Origin of the sequence: Seohaeicola sp. 4SK31 (assembly GCF_028802875.1) — a bacterium.
Classification (GTDB): Bacteria; Pseudomonadota; Alphaproteobacteria; order Rhodobacterales; family Rhodobacteraceae; genus Seohaeicola.
Genome location: NZ_JARAMP010000009.1, coordinates 83,204 through 100,495, shown reverse-complemented (window position 1 = coordinate 100,495; position 17,292 = coordinate 83,204). Strand labels below are relative to the sequence as shown.

Genomic DNA, 17,292 nt, shown 5'->3' with positions numbered 1-17,292 from the left:
CCGAACAGGCCCCGCAAGGGGCAAGAGAGGTTGCCGCCTCAGCCTGCCGTGCGGCGCGCCAGCCCGCGCAGCAGATCCAGCGCCCGCGCGGCATCATCCAGCGGCACGAAGACATGGTCATGGTGATAGGCCGCAACCATGTTGCAGGCGATGCCGTGATCGGCCATCACCGAGGCTACGGCGGCGGTCAGCCCGACCCCGTCCAGCGCAGAATGGACCGACAAGGTGATCCGCCGCATCGCAAGACCCGGCGCGATCCCGGCGCGCCGCGCGTCCGGCTGCCGCAGGATCAGCGACAGCCCCTCATCCTCGACGAAACTGGCCAAGGCAGCGGCGCGGGTCTCCGCGTCCGCCTGCCCATCGCGAAAGGTGCAGAATTCATAGACCTGCGGGTCCGGCACCGGGTTCATCCCCGCGATCATCGCGGCGCGGTCCCGGACCGGGCCGCCGGGCCCTGCCATCAGCGCACCTTGAGCGTGGCCAGACCGATCATGGCAAGGATCAGCGAGATGATCCAGAAGCGGATCACGATGGTGGATTCCGCCCAGCCCTTCTTCTCGTAATGGTGATGGATCGGGGCCATCAGGAAGACGCGTTTCCCGGTGCGTTTGAAGTAAAGCACCTGGATGATCACGCTCAGCGCCTCGACCACGAAAAGGCCGCCGACGATGGCCAGCACGATCTCGTGCTTGGTGGAGACGGCGATGGCCCCCAGCGCGCCGCCCAGAGCCAGCGACCCGGTATCGCCCATGAACACCGCCGCGGGCGGAGCGTTATACCACAAAAAGCCCAACCCCCCGCCGATCAGACCGGCGACAAAGACCAGAATCTCGCCCGTGCCGGGGACGTAATGGACGTCCAGATACTCGGTAAAGTCCACGCGCCCCACCGCATAGGCGATGATGCCCAGCGTTCCGGACGCGATCATCACGGGCATGATGGCCAGCCCGTCCAGACCATCGGTCAGGTTCACCGCATTGGCCGCCCCCACGATCACGATCATCGCGAAGGGCACGAACAGAAAGCCAAGGTTCAGCAGGGTTTCCTTGAACACCGGGAAGGCCAGCTTGTTGGTCAGCGCATCGGGGTGGTATTGCGCGGCCCAATAGCCAGCAATGGCCGCGACCAGTAGACCCAGCGCCATGCGCACCTTGCCTGAGACACCCTTGGTGTTCTGCTTGGAGACCTTGGCATAGTCATCGGCAAAGCCGATGGCGGCGAAGGACATGGTGACGAAAAGCACGATCCAGATGAACGGGTTGTCCAGCCGCGCCCACATCAGGGTCGAGGTCAGCAGCGCGCCCACGATCAGCAGGCCCCCCATCGTGGGTGTGCCCGCCTTGACGAAATGCCCTTCGGGGCCATCGTTGCGGATCGGCTGGCCCTTGCCCTGCCGCTTGCGCAGCACGTTGATCAGGGGACGGCCGAACAGGAAGCCGAAGATCAGCGCGGTCATGAAGGACCCGCCCGCCCGGAAGGTGATATAGCGGAACAGGTTGAAGAAATCGCCGCCGTCCGAAAGCGCGGTCAACCAGTAAAGCATCTAATCTGTCCCTTTGTCCGATTGCGGCGCGGCATGGCCCAGTTTGCGCAGCGCGTCAACCACCAGACTGACCTTGCTGCCCTTCGATCCCTTCACCAGCAGGATATCCCCTGCGTCCACCAGCCGATGCGCCCGTGCCGCCAGCGCATCCGCGCTTTCGGCCCAGTCGCCGCGCTTGGCCTGTGGCAGCGCCTCCCACAGGGCGCGCATCCGGTGGCCGACACAATGCACAAGGCTGAGCTTGGCCATATGCGGCGAGGCGGCAAGCCCTTCATGCAGCGCGATTTCGTCGGGGCCGAGTTCGAGCATGTCCCCCAGCACGGCGATGCGGCGTCCCTGCTTGACGCGGCCCAGACCGTCACGCGGCGCGGCGGCGGCCAGCACTTCGAGCGAGGCTTCCATCGAGGTGGGGTTCGCGTTGAACGCGTCGTCGATCAGGTCGAAATAGAGATCATCCGTCAGCGGATCGAGAAGATAGCGTTCCCGCGTGCCGCGCCCGGCGGGCGGCTGCCACGATCCCAGATCATTGGCCGCCAGAACCGGGTTCAGATGCAGCGCATGGGCGACCGCCATCACGCCCATGGCGTTGACCGCGAAATGCCGCCCCGGCGCGTGGACCTTGAACAGCACAGGTCGCCGCCACGCGCGCCCATGCACGACCGTGGTCTGGTCGCAGAGCGTGATCTCGGTCACGCGGTGATGCACGCCGGGTGTTTCGCCGAATGTGATCGTGCGCGCAGCATGGCGCGTGGCCCAGTCCAGCAGGATGGGCGAGGTGGCCAGATCCCCGTTCAGCACCGCCACGCCGCCCGGTTCCAGCCCCGTCAGGATCGAGGCTTTCTCATGGGCGATGCCGTCCAGATTCTCGAAGGCCTCAAGATGCGCTGCGGCGACGATCGTGACCATGGCCACATGGGGCCGTGCCATCTGTGCCAGAGGCGCGATCTCGCCGGGGTGGTTCATGCCGATCTCGATCACCGCGAATTCGGTGTCGGCGGGCATCCGCGCCAGCGTCAGCGGCACGCCCCAGTGGTTGTTGTAGCTGGCTTCCGCCGCATGGGTGCGCCCCTGCCCTGACAGGACGCAGCGCAGCATTTCCTTGGTCGAGGTCTTGCCCACCGATCCGGTCACGGCCACGACGCGGGCTGTCGTGCGGGCACGGGCCGCGCGGCCCATATCCTCAAGCCCGCGCAGCACATCCGGCACGATCAGCAAGGGGGCATCGGCGGCCACGCCGTCGGGGCGATGCGTGACCAAGGCTGCTGCCGCGCCCTTGGCCAGGGCCTGGGCCACGAATTCGTGCCCATCCCGCGCCGCCTTCAGCGCCACAAACAGATCACCGGGCTGGATCGTGCGCGTGTCGATGGACACACCCATCGCCTGCCAGTCAACGGTTGACTGCCCACCTGTCGCGGCCACGGCGTCGGCGGCTGTCCAGAGAGGGGTCATGCCAGCCTCCCGTCCAAGGCGGCCACGGCCACGCTGGCCTGTTCCACATCGTCGAAAGGCAGGACCATATCGCCGACGGTCTGGCCGGTCTCATGTCCCTTGCCCGCAATCAGCAGCGCGTCGCCCGGACCCAGCGCATCGACGCCGCGCAGGATCGCTTCGGCGCGGTCGCCCACCTCGCGCACATGCACGCGCGCCTCGGCCGGAATGCCCGCCATGACGGCGGCACGGATCAGGGCCGGATCTTCCGAGCGGGGGTTGTCATCGGTCACGATCACCTCATCGGCATGTTCCGCCGCCGCCGCCCCCATCAGGGGCCGCTTGGTCGTGTCGCGGTCGCCGCCTGCGCCCACGATGGCCACGAGGCGGCCCATGACATGCGGACGCATCGCCTTGAGTGCGGTCGCCACTGCATCGGGGGTGTGGGCATAATCCACAAAGACCGCCGCCCCGTTCTGACGTGTCGCGGCCAGCTGCATCCGGCCCCGCACGGTTGTCAGATGCGGCAAAGTCTCGAACACGCGGTCGGGATCGGCCCCGCAGGCGATGACCAACCCGGCGGCCAGCAGCACGTTTTCGGCCTGAAACCCGCCCAGAAGCGCCAGATCGGCGCTGTAGGTCTTGCCTCTGAACCGGATCAGGATGGTCTGCCCCGTCGCATCGAACCGCTGCGAGACCAGATGCAGATCGGCCCCGTCGCGGCGGCCGACTGTGATGACCTCCTGCCCGCGGGTGCGCGCAACACCTGCCATCTGATGGCCATAGCCGTCGTCGATATTGATCACCGCGGTGCCATCCACCGGCAAGACGCGACCGAACAGCCCGGCCTTGGCGTTGAAATAATCCGCAAAATCAGGGTGATAATCCAGATGATCCTGCGTCAGGTTGGTGAAGCCTGCCGCCATCAGCTGCACCCCGTCCAGACGCCGCTGCGCCAGACCGTGGCTTGACGCCTCCATCGCGGCATGGGTGACGCCTGCGGCGGCGGCCTCGGCCAGCACGCGGTGCAGGGTGATGGGTTCGGGGGTGGTGTGCTGAAGCGGGGCCTCATACGCGCCCTCGACCCCGGTCGTGCCAAGATTGACAGCCGGCAGATCCAACGCCTCCCAGATCTGACGGGTGAAGGTGGACACCGATGTCTTGCCATTGGTCCCGGTCACGGCGACCATCGTGGCAGGCTGCGCCCCGAACCAGAGGGCGGCGGCATAGGCCAATGCCTGACGCGGGTCTTCTGCCACGATCAGCGCGGCCTGTGATGCGGCCAGTTCGGCGGCGGCGATACGCGCGCCTTCCGCGTCGGTCAGGATCGCGCCCGCCCCCATCCGCAGGGCATATTGGATGAATTCCCCCCCGTGCATCCTTGTGCCCGGAAGCGCCGCGAACAGGAAGCCATCCTTGACCTGACGGCTGTCCACGGCAAGGCCGGTGATCTGCGCCTCGCGCCCCGATTTGGCGGTCAGGCCAAGCTGCGCCAAAGATTTTGCCTGCCCCACCGCGCGCCCCTGCCCTTGCCGTCTCAGTTCGATGTCAGCGTTATACCAGTCAATTCCGCCGGTTCAATCTCGGGTCGCAGCCCCAGCAGCGGTGCGACGCGGCGGATCACCTCGGCGGCGACCGGCACGGCGGTCCAGCCCGCTGTCCGGCGCGGCTCGGACCCCGAGGTCTCGACCGCCTCGTCCAGCGTGACGATCAGCACGTATTTGGGATCATGTGCCGGGAAGGTCGCGGCAAAAGTGGCCAGAACCTTGTCCGTCTCGTAGCCGCGCCCGTCGATGCGGGGCTTGTCGGCGCTGCCGGTCTTGCCGCCCACCGCATAGCCCGGCACATCGCCGAAGCTGGCGGTGCCTTGGCTGACGGTCAGGCGCAGCATGCGCCGCAACTGTTCCGATGTCTTCTCCGAGATGACGCGCGGGCCGAACTGCGGGCCGTTCTGCTTGAGAAGGGTCGGCTCGACCTTGGTGCCACCATTGACCATCGTCGCATAGGCCGCCGCCAGATGCAGCGGCGTGGCCGAGATGCCGTGACCATAGGAGATCGTCATGGTCGACAGTTCCGACCAGCGCGGCGGCAGAAGCGGTTTGCCGCCACGGGCTTCGACCATCTCGAATTTCGTGGTCTCCAGCAGACCCAACTGACCCAGAAACGCACGCTGCCGCTCGGCGCCGATATCGATGGCGATCCGCGCGGTGCCCACGTTCGAGGATTTCTCGATCACCTTGGACACGGTCAGTTCGGGCCCATAATTGCGGAAGTCGCTGATCCGGTGGCGGCCCCATGTCATGGGGGATTTGGTGTTGATGATCGTGTCGGGCGTCACCATCCCCATTTCCAGCGCCTGCGCCACGGTGAATATCTTGAAGGTGGAGCCCAGTTCATAGACCCCCTGCACCACGCGGTTGAACAGCGGGCTGTCATCGGGACGGCCTTGGGTGGGCGCGACGGGGCGGTCGTTCGGATCGAAATCGGGCAGCGACGCGATCGAAATCACCTCGCCCGTATGCACATCCATCAGAACGGCCGCGGCGCCCTTTGCGTTCAGCAGACGCATGCCTCCGGCCAGCACCTCTTCGGTGGCGGCCTGAATCGTCAGGTCCAGCGACAGTTCCAGCGGCTGACCGGCGCGCGCGGGATCGCGCAGCTGTTCGTCGAATTGCCGTTCGACCCCGGCCACACCGATCACCTCGGCGGCATGCACGCCCTCGCGACCAAAACCCGCGCCCCCCAGAACATGGGCGGCCAGCGTGCCATTGGGATAAAGGCGCATGTCGCGCGGCCCGAACAACAGGCCCGGATCGCCGATGTCATGCACAGCCTGCTGCTGTTCCGGGCTGAGGCGGCGTTTGACCCAGAGGAATTTGCGCGTGCCGGTGAAATCGCGGATCAGCCGGTCGCGGTCCAGATCGGGGAAGATGCGCGCCAGTTCCGTGGCCGCGTGTTCGGGATCGACCATCAGCGGCGGCTGGGCATAAAGCGAAAAGGTTTCCAGATTGGTGGCCAGAATCCGTCCCTGACGGTCCACGATATCGGCCCGCAGCGCCTGAATCTCGGCCCCCGCCGCGCTGGCGCGCGGCTCGCTCGGCTCGGACGCGGCCAGCAGCGCCATCCGCCCGCCCACCATCGCAAAGGCGCAGACGAAGAACACGCCCAGCATCAGCAGACGCCCTTCGGCGCGCTGGCGGGCGCGGTCGCGCATCTCTTCGTGGCGCAGGCGCAGGTTCTCGCGCTCGATCGCATCGGGGTTCTCGCCCTTGGCGCGGGCTTCCAGAACGCGGGCCAGCGGGCGCAGCGGCGTGCGGATCATGGCCGTGCCTCCATGTTCGAGACTTCAATCGGATCGGTGATCGGCAACAGCCCCTCTTCTTCCAGCGGGAAGGCGACCTGATCGATGCGGCCGAACTGCGCGGGGGCCATCGGCATCAGGCCAAGGCTGTCAAAGTTCAGATCGGCCAGATCGCGCAGCCGGTCGGGGCGATTGAGATAGGCCCATTCCGCCCGCAGCACGGCCAGCCGCGCGCGTGAGGCGCCGATGTCGCGCTGCAACTGATCGGTCACGTCCAGAGCCTGCTGGGTGCGGTAATTCTCGCGGTAGGCCCAGAAGGCCAGCCCGATGACAGCACAGGCGGTCAGCACGAACAGGACGGAACGCATCTCAGAACTCTCCCTTGATCATCGGCATCCCGAGGGAGGCCGGGTCGGTTTCCCCTGCCGGGGCATCGGTGCGGATCGCAACACGCAGCTTGGCGCTGCGCGAACGTGGGTTTTCGGCCAGTTCCTGATCGTCCGGGCCGATGGCCTTGCGGGTGGTCTGGCTGAATTGCGCCACCGTCTCGGCCTCGAGGGGCGCATAGCGGTTGGCGCGGCCTGCGGTGCCAGAGCGCGCTTGCAGGAACCGTTTGACCATCCGGTCCTCGATGGAATGGAAGGTCACCACGGCCAGTTTCCCGCCCGGTTTCAACGCGCGCTCGGCAGCAGCCAGACCCTCGGCCAGTTCGCGGTATTCGTCGTTCACGGCGATGCGCAGCGCCTGGAAACTGCGTGTGGCGGGGTGGGACTGGCCGGGCTTGGAGCGGGGCAGGCAGCCCTCGATCAGCCGCGCCAGTTCCAGCGTGGTGGTGATGGGCGCGGTGGTGCGCGCTTTGACGATGGTGCGCGCGATGCGGCGGCTGGCGCGTTCCTCGCCGTAATTGAACAGGATATCGGCAATCACGCCTTCATCGGCGGTATTCACGATATCGGCGGCAGAGGGGCCGGACTGGCTCATCCGCATGTCCAGGGGACCGTCCTTCATGAAGGAAAAGCCCCGCTCGGCCATGTCCAGCTGCATCGACGACACGCCCAGATCCAGCACGACCCCGTCCAGATCCTGCCCGTATTCATCCATGCGGGAAAACACGCCTTCGACCATCTGGATCCGGTCGCCGTAGGCATCCGCCCAGCTTGCGGCCATCTGGAAGGCCAAGGGGTCGCGATCCACCGCGATGACCTTGTCCGCCCCCGCCTCAAGCAATCCGCGCGTATAGCCGCCCGCACCAAAGGTGCCATCCAGCCAGACACCCGTGACAGGCGCCACCGCCTTCAGAAGCGGACGCAGCAGAACCGGGATATGGGGGGCAGTGTCAGGGGTCGGCGCGGCGGCGGCCATGGCTCAATCCCCCTTTGCATTGTCCAGATAGATGAGCGGATCGAAATCCTCGGGCAACTCGTCCAGCCACGCCTCGGTGCGGGACAGTTCCTCGGTCTCATAGGTCTCGGGCTTCCAGATCTGGAAGGTATCACCGGCGGCGATGAAGAAGGCCTCATCCTCCAGCCCGATCTTGGCGCGCAGCTTGGCGGGCAGCACGATGCGGCCTGTCTCGTCGACGGATGTGGGATAGGATTGCCCGTGGAACATCCGCTCCAGCATCTTGCGCTCCATCGAGCCGCGCGGCAGCTTGGCGATCTTTGTATCGACTTCGGCAATGGCCTCCATCGTGTAGCATTCCAGGAATTTGCGGCGGTGGTCGGCGTAGACGATGACCAGTTCGGGGTTCAGACCTTCGGTCCAGTTCGGGTCGCCCGCTTCGAGCACACGGCGAAACAGGGCCGGAATCGACACCCGCCCCTTACCGTCCACCTTGTGGTGGCTCTCGCCTCTGAACCTGCGAACCACTGTCCCGTGATCCCTCTACCCTGTCCCCCCGAAAATTCCGCTCCGTCCACAAACCGGGGTTCTGAACGGAAAACGGCGGATTGAGCTGCTGCCACTGCCCAATCCGCCGCCCTCGTCCCGCTCTGCGGGGTGTCCGACTGCGCGCGCCACCTGGGGGGATGTCTGCTCGCTCGCGCGCCGGATCTCTTGGTTCGATGAAAGCGGGGTGCCTGTATGAAACCTGACTTGGGATTTTTATGTCGGGGTCTTGGGTGCCCCTTGTTATGTCCCGTCCTCATCGTGAATTCTGGATACCGTGGGAAATCATGGGACGCAACAAAAATATCGACCACATCGCCACTGGATCTTGTCGCCCGAACCCCTGAAAAACAAGATTTAGACGACGATTTGGAGCGTAGAATACCTCTTGTTGCGGAAGATCAACAAAACAACACAAAATATAGTGCTTTCAGCGCCGCCCGAAAACATCCCACGATTTCCCAAGAAATTTCACCCAAGCGACAGCCGTTCTTCCGAAACGTCCCGCCGCAGCCGCCTCACCCCAGATGCAGGCATCCTTTATCCACAGACTCACACGGAAAACACGCCAAATCTCGCCAAAGTGATTCGCGTTGAGGGAACGGGCACCAGCCCTTTCCCGAACCCGTCCCATCGTTTCCCATGGCGCCGCCCCCAGAGCGCGACGCGTCCCATGACGACCCAGTCCGGCCCAATTTCAGGTCGCGCGCCTGTGCCACAGCCTTTGCCCTGTCCCCTGCACGCGGTTTGCGCTATACATCGGGCACCGAAGGCAGTAAGGCCCAGCGCTTGACCAACCCTTCCCAAACAAATGACACGGGCGCCCCTGGTCGCGTGACCTTCCGTCCCGCAGCCCCGCGCCCAATGACCCGAGTGATTGCATGAACCTGCCCTACCCGACGACGAAACCTCTGGCTGATGCGCTGGAGCGGCGCGGCTATGAGGTGCTGACACCTGTCCAGCTTGAGATGATGCGCCCCGACCTGATCGAGGCCGATCTGCTGGTGTCAGCCCAGACCGGGTCCGGCAAGACCGTGGGCTTTGGCCTGGCCATCGCCCCCACCCTGCTGGGGGCCAGCGACATCCTGCCCCCCGCCGCGGCACCCCTAGCCTTGATCATCGCCCCCACGCGCGAACTGGCCTTGCAGGTGAAACGCGAGTTCCAGTGGCTCTATCAGGATGCGGGGGTCGTCATGGCCTCCTGCGTGGGCGGCATGGACATGCGCGACGAGCGTCGGGCGCTGGATCGCGGCGCGCATATCGTGGTCGCCACGCCGGGCCGCCTGCGTGACCATATCATGCGCGGCTCCATCGACCTGGGCCAGATCCGCGCCGTCGTGCTGGACGAGGCCGACGAGATGCTGGATCTGGGCTTCAAGGACGATCTGGAATTCATCCTGTCGGAAGCACCTGAAACGCGGCGCACGCTGATGTTCTCGGCCACCGTGCCGCGCGGGATCGCGGAACTGTCCAAGACATATCTCAAGGACAATGCCGTGCGCGTCGCCACCACCACGGGGGCCACGCAGCATGCCGATATCGAATACCGCGCGCTGACCGCCGCCTATGACGGGACCGAGGGCGCGATCATCAACCTGCTGCGCTATTACGAGGCGCAGAATGCCATCGTCTTCTGCAATACCCGCGCCACCGTATCGCGGCTGGTCGCGCGCTTCGCCAATCGCGGCTTTTCGGTCGTGGCCCTGTCGGGCGAGCTGTCACAGGCCGAACGCACCCATGCGCTGCAAGCAATGCGCGATGGGCGCGCCCGCGTCTGTGTGGCGACCGACGTGGCCGCGCGGGGCATCGACCTGCCCAATCTGGAACTGGTGATCCACGCCGAACTGCCGACCAATTCGGAAACCCTGATGCACCGCTCGGGCCGGACGGGCCGCGCGGGGCGCAAGGGTGTCTCGGCGCTGGTCGTCACCCCCAAGACCCGTGCCAAGGCGGAACGGCTCTTGAAATTTGCCAAGATCACGGCGGAATGGGCGCTGCCGCCCTCGGCTGATGAGGTCCGCGCCAAGGATGAGGAGCGGCTGATCAACGATCCTGTCTGGTCGGAACCCCTGAACGAGGGCGAGGAGGATTTCGTCGCCCGCATCGCATCGACCTATACCGCCGAGCAGATCGCAGGCGCTTATCTGCGCCTGTTCTACAGCCGCCATTCCGCGCCCGAGGAACTGCCCGATCCCGAACAGCGCCCCGAGCGCAAGCGCGACACCTCCCCGCGCAAGACCTTCGGCCCTTCAAGCTGGCTGAAGCTGTCGGTCGGTGCCAATGAACGGGCCGAGGCGCGCTGGCTCTTGCCCACGCTCTGCAAGGCCGGTGACATCACCCGCGACGACATCGGCGCGATCCGCGTGCAGGCGGATGAAACCTATGTCGAGTTGCTGTCCGCAGCCCTGCCGAATTTCCTCAAGGCGCTGGGTCCCGATGCGGTTCTGGATGGGGGCGCCAAGGTCGTGGTGATGGACAACGCGCCCGATCTGGCCGCGATGCCCCGTGTGGCCCCGCCCCCGCGCGAAGAGCGTGGCGAACGCAAGCCCCATCGTGGCGCGGATCGTCCCGAGCGCAGCGAGCGTCCCGTCCACCGCGCCCCGCCCCCGGCGGAAGCGGCCGCCTGGGCCGATGTGCCCGACCGCGTGGCGCCTGTCGAGGCCGCGCCAAAAGCCGCAGGCATGAAATCCCACCGCCCCAAACCCGCCGACGATCGCAGCCCCCCTGCGAAACCCGCAGGCTTCAAATCAAGCGGCTTCAAATCCCATGGCGGTGCCCCGCGCGACGGCGCGAAACCGGCCCGCTCTGAGGGGATGAAATCCCATACCGCCAAACCGCGCAGCGACAAGCCGCGCGAGATGGACCCCGCCGTGCATCGCGGCTTCGACAGCCCCAAACCGCGCGGCGACAAGCCCTACGGCAAACCCGGCGCGAAACCCGGCGACAAGCCCTACGGCAGCAAGCCCTATGCGAAACCGACAGGCAAACCGGGTGACAAACCTTATGGCAAGCCCGCGGGCAAGGCAGGCGACAAGCCCTACGGAAAACCCGGCGGCAAGCCGGGGGCCAAGCCCTTCGGCAAACCGGGTGGGAAACCGTGGGAGAAATCCGGCGACAAGCCCGCAGGTGATGCGCCTGTGCGCAATGCCGCCGCCAACACCTCGGCGCGTCTTGGACCGGGCGGCAAGCCGCTGCCTGCGGGCAAGGGGGCCAAGCCCCGCGCAGGCGGCCCCGCCCGCGGCCCCAATGCCGTGCCGCGCCGCAAGCCCTGACAGGAAGAGGCGCGCGGTGACAACCCCGCGCGCCCCCCTTTCATCTTGCCAAAAATACTCAAAAATCGGGCGGTTCAGGCCATGCCACCCTCGATCAGGCGTGTCGCCAGCGCCGCATAGGCCCGCGCCGCCGCGCTGTCACCGCTTGCAATCGGCGTGCCCGCATCCCCGCCCAGCCGCGTGTCCAGATCAATGGGCAGTTCCGCCAGCAGCGGCACGCCCATCTTGTCGGCCTCGGCCCTTACCCCGCCATGGCCGAAGATCGCCGTCTCATGCCCGCAATTGGGGCAGCAAAAGACCGACATATTCTCGATCAGCCCCAGCACCGGCGTTTTCAGCGTGTTGAACATGTCGATCGCCTTGCGCGCATCCAGCAGCGCCACATCCTGCGGGGTGGACACCACGATGGCCCCGGTCAGCTGCGTGCGCTGGCACAGCGTCAGTTGCACATCACCCGTGCCCGGTGGCAGATCGACCAGCAGCACATCCAGCTCGCCCCATTCCACCTGCCCCAGCATCTGTTGCAGCGCGCCCATCAGCATCGGGCCGCGCCAGACCACCGCCTTGGCCGGGTCCAGCATCAGGCCGATGGACATCAGCGTGACGCCATGCGCGTGCAGCGGGATGATCGTCTTGCCATCCGGGCTGGCGGGGCGCTGGCTCACGCCCATCATGCGCGGCTGGCTGGGGCCATAGATGTCGGCATCCAGCAATCCCACGCGCCGCCCCTGCCGGGCCAGCGCCACGGCCAGATTCGACGACACGGTGGATTTGCCCACCCCCCCCTTGCCTGACCCGATGGCCAGAATCCGGTCCACGCCCGAGGGTTTGGTCGGTCCCGCCTGCGGTGTCGGATGTCCGCCGATCTTGAGGCTGGGTGCCGCCGGCTTCTCCGCCGGGCCATGCGCGGTCAGGGCGACGCTCACGCTCTCGACCCCCGGCAGGCGCGCCACGATGGCTTCGGCGGCGGCGCGCAGCGGCTCCATCTGACGGGCGACCTCGGGGCTTGGCGCCTCGATCACGAATCGCACCGTCCCGCCGGAAATGGTCAGGGCCCGGATCATGTCGCGGCTGACAAGGTCCCCGCCATCCGGCAAAGCAAGCTGCCGCAGCGCCTGTTCGATTCTGTCTCGCGTGAGTGACATGCCAATTCCTCCGTCATCAGTGCCGCAATAGGTGGCAGGTTTGCGGGCAGACACAAGTCCCGCACGAAAAACGCCTGTTATTGCGGCCAATCGCCTAAATTATAGGTCAGTCCTTCATATGCATTTGCTGCATAGCAGCATTGCGCGAGATAGGTATTGTGCATGCGCAGCATCGACGTATCTTAGTCACAACAGAGCGGAAACGATCCCGCTCACAAGCAAACCGAAAGTGACCGAACATGGCTTATACATCGGATCTTCGCCTTGCACAGCCCCGCGCCGCTCAGGCCGGGTTTGTCGGCAAGCTGCTGGCGATCAAGGCCGACCTGTCCGCGCGCTATGCCCAATATCGGGTGTTCCGTGACACCGTGAATGATCTGGCGATCCTGCCTGACAGCGTTCTGGCCGATATGGGCCTGAACCGGTCGCAGATCCGCTCGGTCGCCTACCAGCACGCCTACGGCGCGCAAAAGTAACATCGGGATCAGATGGCCCTCTCCTCCTCCCTGGGTCATCTGTGAACTTGCGGCGGCATCCGCTCCTCCTCCCTGGATGTCGCCGCACCTTAAACAGAATACGGAAGACTTCCTCCTCCTCCCTGAGGTCTTTCGTTGGCAAGAGCGGCGGCACCTTCTCCTCCTCCCTGGGTGTCGCCGCCTCTTGAAAAGATTGCGAAGGCTTCTCTCCTCCTCCCTGAGGTCTTCGTATGCAAGAGCGACGGTATCTTCTCCTCCTCCCTGGATACCGTCGCGCCTTGGCCCATACGCTGGCTCTCCTCCTCCTCCCTGAGGGCCACGTTGCAAGAGCGGCGACACCCCCTCCTCCTCCCTGGGTGTCGCCGTTTTGCGTTTCAGTGGGGTGTGCTTCAGATCAGGACAAGACGGGCGCAAAGCGTCATCACCCCGGCGCGGGACGCGCGGGGGTCTGGGTGGCTGCGTTAATGGAACCCGTCAGAACGGGATATCATCCGCCCCGGTGATGAAGCGCGCGACAACCTTTTTCGCGCCGGCCTTCTCGAAGTCGATCTCCAGTTTGTCGCCTTCGATGCCGATGATGGTGCCATAGCCGAATTTCTGGTGGAACACCCGCTCGCCCATCGTATGGGCGCTGACCGCCTGCATGTCGATCACGGTATCGCGCGCCTCGCTGGGTTGGCTGACAGGGCGCTGCGCCGCGCGGCTTTGCAGGCGTTTCCAGCCGGGCGAATTGTAGACATTCGCCTCGGCCACCCGCGCCTCGATCCCTGAAGAGGGCGCGCCAGCCCCGAAACCGCCCATCCCCGCCGCGCCATATCCGCCGCCATATAGGCCGGGCGGCGTCAGAACATCCACATGCTCGGCGGGCAATTCGTCGATAAAGCGCGAGGGCAGCGCGGATTGCCATTGCCCGAACACCCGCCGGTTGCCTGCAAAGGATATCGTGCAGAGTTCCTCGGCCCGCGTGATCCCCACGTAAGCCAGCCGCCGTTCCTCCTCCAGCCCCTTGGTGCCGCTCTCATCCATCGAGCGTTGCGAGGGGAAAAGCCCATCCTCCCATCCCGGCAGGAACACGGCCGGAAATTCCAGACCCTTGGCCGCGTGCAGCGTCATGATGCTGACCTTGGCCCCTTCTTCCGAGGATTCGTTGTCCATGATCAGGCTGACATGCTCCAGAAACCCTTGCAGGTTTTCGAATTGCTCCAGCGCCTTGACCAGTTCCTTGAGGTTTTCCAGCCGCCCCGGTCCCTCGGGCGTCTTGTCGGCCTGCCACATGCCGGTATAGCCGCTCTCGTCCAAAATCATCTCGGCCAGTTCGACATGAGAGATATCCGCATCCCCCGCCATCCGGCCCCAGCGCGCGATATCCGTCACCAACTGGCCCAGCGCCGCCGCCCCCTTGCCCGTGATGGCCTTGTCACCCACGGCAATCTGCGCGCCCTGAACAAGAGGCACACCATTCTCGCGCGCGATGCGCTGCACGGTCTGCATCGCCTTGTCACCCAAGCCCCGCTTGGGCGTGTTCATGATCCGCTCGAAGGCCAGATCATCGGCGGGCGAGGTCACGACGCGGAAATAGGCCATCGCATCGCGGATCTCCAACCGCTCATAAAAACGGGGGCCGCCGATCACGCGATAGGGCAGGCCGATAGTCAGGAAACGATCCTCGAACGCCCGCATCTGGTGGCTGGCGCGCACCAATATCGCCATTTCATCCAACGAATATTGCCGCATCCCGCGTGTGCCGCGTTGCAGCGCCTCGATCTCCTCGCCAATCCAGCGGGCCTCTTCCTCGCCGTCCCAATGGCCGATCAGGCGGACTTTCTCGCCATGTTCTTCCTCGGTCCACAGCGACTTGCCCAGCCGTCCCTGATTGCCCGCGATCACGCCGGACGCGGCAGCAAGGATATGCGGGGTCGAGCGGTAATTCTGTTCCAGCCGCACCACCTTGGCACCGGGAAAATCCGTCTCGAACCGCAGGATGTTGCCCACTTCCGCCCCGCGCCAGCCATAGATGGACTGATCGTCATCCCCCACGCAGCAGATGTTGCGATGCCCCCCCGCCAAGAGCCGCAGCCACATGTATTGGGCGACGTTGGTATCCTGATACTCGTCCACAAGAATATAGCGAAAGCGGGTGCGGTATTGTTCCAGCACATCCTCATGCGTCTGGAAGATATGGACCATATGCAGCAGCAGATCGCCGAAATCGACGGCGTTCAGCTCGCGCAGCCGGGTCTGATAGGCCGCATAAAGCTCCATCCCGCGGTTGTTATAGGCCCCCGCCTCGCCCGCGGGCACCTTTTCGGGCGTCCAGGCGCGGTTCTTCCAGTTGTCGATGATCCCCGCCAGCATCCGCGCAGGCCAGCGCTTGTCGTCAATGTTCGTCGCCGCGATCAACTGCTTCAGAAGGCGGATCTGATCGTCCGTGTCCAGAATCGTGAAGTTGGATTTCAGCCCCACCAGTTCGGCGTGACGGCGCAGCAGCTTGACGCAGACCGAATGGAAGGTGCCCAGCCACGGCATCCCCTCGACCTGCTGGCCCAGCATGCTGCCCACGCGGTTCTTCATCTCGCGCGCGGCCTTGTTGGTGAAGGTCACGGCCAGGATTTGATCGGGACGCGCGCGCCCTTGGGTCATCAGATGCACGATCCGCGCGGTCAGGGCCTTGGTCTTGCCGGTGCCGGCCCCCGCCAGCATCAGGACGGGGCCATCCAGCGCCTCGACCGCCGCACGCTGCGCCGGGTTCAGGCCGTCCAGATAGGGGGCCACGGGCCGCGCAGCCATGGCGCGGGCAGAAAGCGGGATCGTCGGGCTGGCGGGCATGTCATCAAACTGGTCCATGCCCCTGATCCTAGCGCGCCCGCGCGTCATGTGAAAGAGAAGTTCTTGATCTGTTCCATCGATATTTTCGCAACCCCCCGCTTTTGCCGCGCAGGGTTCTGGACAAATCACGGGCGGGTCACGCAAATGCGCGCCATGGATCTGTTTCAACGCTACCCCGCCCTTTCCGACCTCAAGGCACAGGCACGCCGCCGGATGCCGTGGTTCGTCTTTGAATATCTCGACAGCGCGACGGGCAGCGAATCCGTCTTGCACCGCAACCGCGAGGATCTGGACCGGGTGCTCTTGATGCCCTCGATCCTGCATGGCGAATTCCAGCCGGATATGTCGGTCAATCTGTTCGGCAAGACCCACGCCCTGCCCTTCGGCGTCAGCCCCGTGGGCATGTCGGGCCTGTTCTGGCCGGATGCCGAGCGGATCCTGGCGCGGAACGCGACCAAGGCGGGGTTGCCCTACGGTCTGTCCACCGTCGCCAGCCGCACGCCCGAGGAGGTGGGACCCCATCTGGATGGCAATGGCTGGTTCCAGATCTACCCGCCGCGTGACCCCGATATCCGCGCTGATATGCTCAAACGCGCCCGCGATGCGGGGTTTTCGGCGCTGGTCCTGACCGTGGACGTGCCGGTGGCCAGCCGTCGTGAACGGCAGACACGGTCCGGCCTCACCTCGCCGCCCCGCCTGACGCCGCGCCTCTTGGCGCAGGTGGCGCGCTGCCCGGCATGGGCCATGGGCACGGCGCGGCTGGGCATGCCCCGGATGCGTCTGATCGACGGCTATGCCGGGCAATTGACGGGGCTGAGTTCGACGGAACACGCGGGCTACATGCTGCGCACCTCGCCGGATATGGAGTATCTCAAGGCGCTGCGGGACGGCTGGGACGGCCCCTTGATCGTCAAGGGCGTGCTGGATGCGCGCGATGTGCCGGGGCTTGAGGCCGCAGGCGCGGATGCGATCTGGGTCAGCAACCATGCGGGACGGCAATTCGACGGCGCGCCCTCGACCATTTCCATGCTGCCCGCGATCCGGGCGGCCACGCGCCTGCCGGTGATCTTCGACAGCGGGATCGAGGGCGGTCTGGACATCCTGCGCGCCATCGCCTTGGGCGCGGATTTCGTGATGATGGGGCGGCCGTGGCACTATGCGCTGGGGGCATTGGGTGAAGCCGGTCCCGCCCATCTGATCGAGATGCTGAAAAAGGACATCGCCTCCAACATGGGACAGCTTGGCACCCACAGCCTGCGCGACCTGCCCGCACGGGTGATGCCGGGGTGATCCTGCTTGTGGCAAACCTTGTCACGCTTGCCCGCCCTGCAATTCTTGCAGAATGTTACAAACACATGACGCCCGCACTTGCGCTGCAGTGCGGCGTGACGCTACGCATAGCTATCCGATAGCG

General features: G+C 65.4%; 13 protein-coding genes. 3 read left to right on the top strand and 10 right to left on the bottom strand.

Features of this window, described 5'->3' with window-relative positions:
- Positions 1 to 38: 38 nt before the first annotated feature.
- Genes PVW27_RS09555 through mraZ form a run of 8 tightly spaced genes read right to left on the bottom strand, consistent with a single transcriptional unit; the run spans position 39 to position 8,141 of the window.
- The gene (locus PVW27_RS09555) at positions 39 to 461 is read right to left on the bottom strand and encodes an ACT domain-containing protein (protein ID WP_274557185.1); all 423 of its coding nucleotides are present in this window, start codon (positions 459 to 461) and stop codon (positions 39 to 41) included.
- Positions 461 to 1,543, bottom strand: coding sequence for a phospho-N-acetylmuramoyl-pentapeptide-transferase (gene mraY, locus PVW27_RS09550; protein WP_274557184.1), 1,083 nt, complete (start codon positions 1,541 to 1,543; stop codon positions 461 to 463). Before mraY ends, PVW27_RS09555 begins: the two co-directional genes overlap by 1 nt.
- Complete coding sequence (locus PVW27_RS09545; protein WP_274557182.1) at positions 1,544 to 2,992, bottom strand: UDP-N-acetylmuramoyl-tripeptide--D-alanyl-D-alanine ligase; 1,449 nt, start codon at positions 2,990 to 2,992, stop codon at positions 1,544 to 1,546.
- Positions 2,989 to 4,485 (bottom strand): UDP-N-acetylmuramoyl-L-alanyl-D-glutamate--2,6-diaminopimelate ligase, encoded by a 1,497-nt coding sequence (locus tag PVW27_RS09540; RefSeq protein WP_274557180.1) that lies wholly within the window; start codon positions 4,483 to 4,485, stop codon positions 2,989 to 2,991. Before PVW27_RS09540 ends, PVW27_RS09545 begins: the two co-directional genes overlap by 4 nt.
- Before the next feature lie 23 nt (positions 4,486 to 4,508).
- Positions 4,509 to 6,293 (bottom strand): peptidoglycan D,D-transpeptidase FtsI family protein, encoded by a 1,785-nt coding sequence (locus PVW27_RS09535; RefSeq protein ID WP_274557178.1) that lies wholly within the window; start codon positions 6,291 to 6,293, stop codon positions 4,509 to 4,511.
- Entirely contained in the window at positions 6,290 to 6,640 is a 351-nt protein-coding gene (ftsL, locus tag PVW27_RS09530; RefSeq protein ID WP_274557176.1) for a cell division protein FtsL, read from the bottom strand. The genes PVW27_RS09535 and ftsL overlap by 4 nt, the downstream gene beginning before the upstream one ends.
- A gap of 1 nt (position 6,641) precedes the next feature.
- Complete coding sequence (gene rsmH / locus PVW27_RS09525) at positions 6,642 to 7,634, bottom strand: 16S rRNA (cytosine(1402)-N(4))-methyltransferase RsmH (protein ID WP_274557175.1); 993 nt, start codon at positions 7,632 to 7,634, stop codon at positions 6,642 to 6,644.
- Between the two features lie 3 nt (positions 7,635 to 7,637).
- Positions 7,638 to 8,141, bottom strand: a complete 504-nt coding sequence (mraZ, locus tag PVW27_RS09520; RefSeq protein ID WP_274557173.1) for a division/cell wall cluster transcriptional repressor MraZ — start codon at positions 8,139 to 8,141, stop codon at positions 7,638 to 7,640.
- 899 nt (positions 8,142 to 9,040) lie between these two features.
- Here mraZ and PVW27_RS09515 point away from each other — a divergent pair.
- On the top strand, positions 9,041 to 11,431 hold the full coding sequence (locus tag PVW27_RS09515; protein WP_274557171.1) for a DEAD/DEAH box helicase: 2,391 nt from the start codon (positions 9,041 to 9,043) through the stop codon (positions 11,429 to 11,431).
- A gap of 74 nt (positions 11,432 to 11,505) precedes the next feature.
- Here the strand turns inward: PVW27_RS09515 and PVW27_RS09510 are convergent, their stop codons facing one another.
- Positions 11,506 to 12,576 carry an Mrp/NBP35 family ATP-binding protein gene (locus PVW27_RS09510; protein ID WP_274557170.1) on the bottom strand — a complete coding sequence of 357 codons (1,071 nt, stop codon included), beginning with the start codon at positions 12,574 to 12,576 and terminating at the stop codon, positions 11,506 to 11,508.
- A gap of 239 nt (positions 12,577 to 12,815) precedes the next feature.
- On the opposite strand from PVW27_RS09510, the gene PVW27_RS09505 reads away from it, so the two are divergent.
- On the top strand, positions 12,816 to 13,052 hold the full coding sequence (locus tag PVW27_RS09505; RefSeq protein ID WP_274557168.1) for a DUF1127 domain-containing protein: 237 nt from the start codon (positions 12,816 to 12,818) through the stop codon (positions 13,050 to 13,052).
- A 474-nt stretch (positions 13,053 to 13,526) separates the two neighbouring features.
- Here the strand turns inward: PVW27_RS09505 and PVW27_RS09500 are convergent, their stop codons facing one another.
- Positions 13,527 to 15,896 carry an ATP-dependent helicase gene (locus PVW27_RS09500; RefSeq protein WP_274557167.1) on the bottom strand — a complete coding sequence of 790 codons (2,370 nt, stop codon included), beginning with the start codon at positions 15,894 to 15,896 and terminating at the stop codon, positions 13,527 to 13,529.
- 135 nt (positions 15,897 to 16,031) lie between these two features.
- Here PVW27_RS09500 and PVW27_RS09495 point away from each other — a divergent pair, with 135 nt between their 5' ends.
- On the top strand, positions 16,032 to 17,168 hold the full coding sequence (locus PVW27_RS09495) for an alpha-hydroxy acid oxidase (protein WP_274557164.1): 1,137 nt from the start codon (positions 16,032 to 16,034) through the stop codon (positions 17,166 to 17,168).
- The last annotated feature ends 124 nt before the right edge of the window (positions 17,169 to 17,292 follow it).

Coding starts and splice junctions, on each gene's coding strand:
- PVW27_RS09505 (WP_274557168.1), top strand. CDS start 12,816: ATGGCTTATACATCGGATCTTCGCCTTGCACAGCCCCGCGCCGCTCAG.
- PVW27_RS09555 (WP_274557185.1), bottom strand. CDS start 461: ATGGCAGGGCCCGGCGGCCCGGTCCGGGACCGCGCCGCGATGATCGCG.
- PVW27_RS09545 (WP_274557182.1), bottom strand. CDS start 2,992: ATGACCCCTCTCTGGACAGCCGCCGACGCCGTGGCCGCGACAGGTGGG.
- PVW27_RS09510 (WP_274557170.1), bottom strand. CDS start 12,576: ATGTCACTCACGCGAGACAGAATCGAACAGGCGCTGCGGCAGCTTGCT.
- mraY (WP_274557184.1), bottom strand. CDS start 1,543: ATGCTTTACTGGTTGACCGCGCTTTCGGACGGCGGCGATTTCTTCAAC.
- PVW27_RS09495 (WP_274557164.1), top strand. CDS start 16,032: ATGGATCTGTTTCAACGCTACCCCGCCCTTTCCGACCTCAAGGCACAG.
- PVW27_RS09500 (WP_274557167.1), bottom strand. CDS start 15,896: ATGGACCAGTTTGATGACATGCCCGCCAGCCCGACGATCCCGCTTTCT.
- PVW27_RS09515 (WP_274557171.1), top strand. CDS start 9,041: ATGAACCTGCCCTACCCGACGACGAAACCTCTGGCTGATGCGCTGGAG.
- ftsL (WP_274557176.1), bottom strand. CDS start 6,640: ATGCGTTCCGTCCTGTTCGTGCTGACCGCCTGTGCTGTCATCGGGCTG.
- rsmH (WP_274557175.1), bottom strand. CDS start 7,634: ATGGCCGCCGCCGCGCCGACCCCTGACACTGCCCCCCATATCCCGGTT.
- PVW27_RS09535 (WP_274557178.1), bottom strand. CDS start 6,293: ATGATCCGCACGCCGCTGCGCCCGCTGGCCCGCGTTCTGGAAGCCCGC.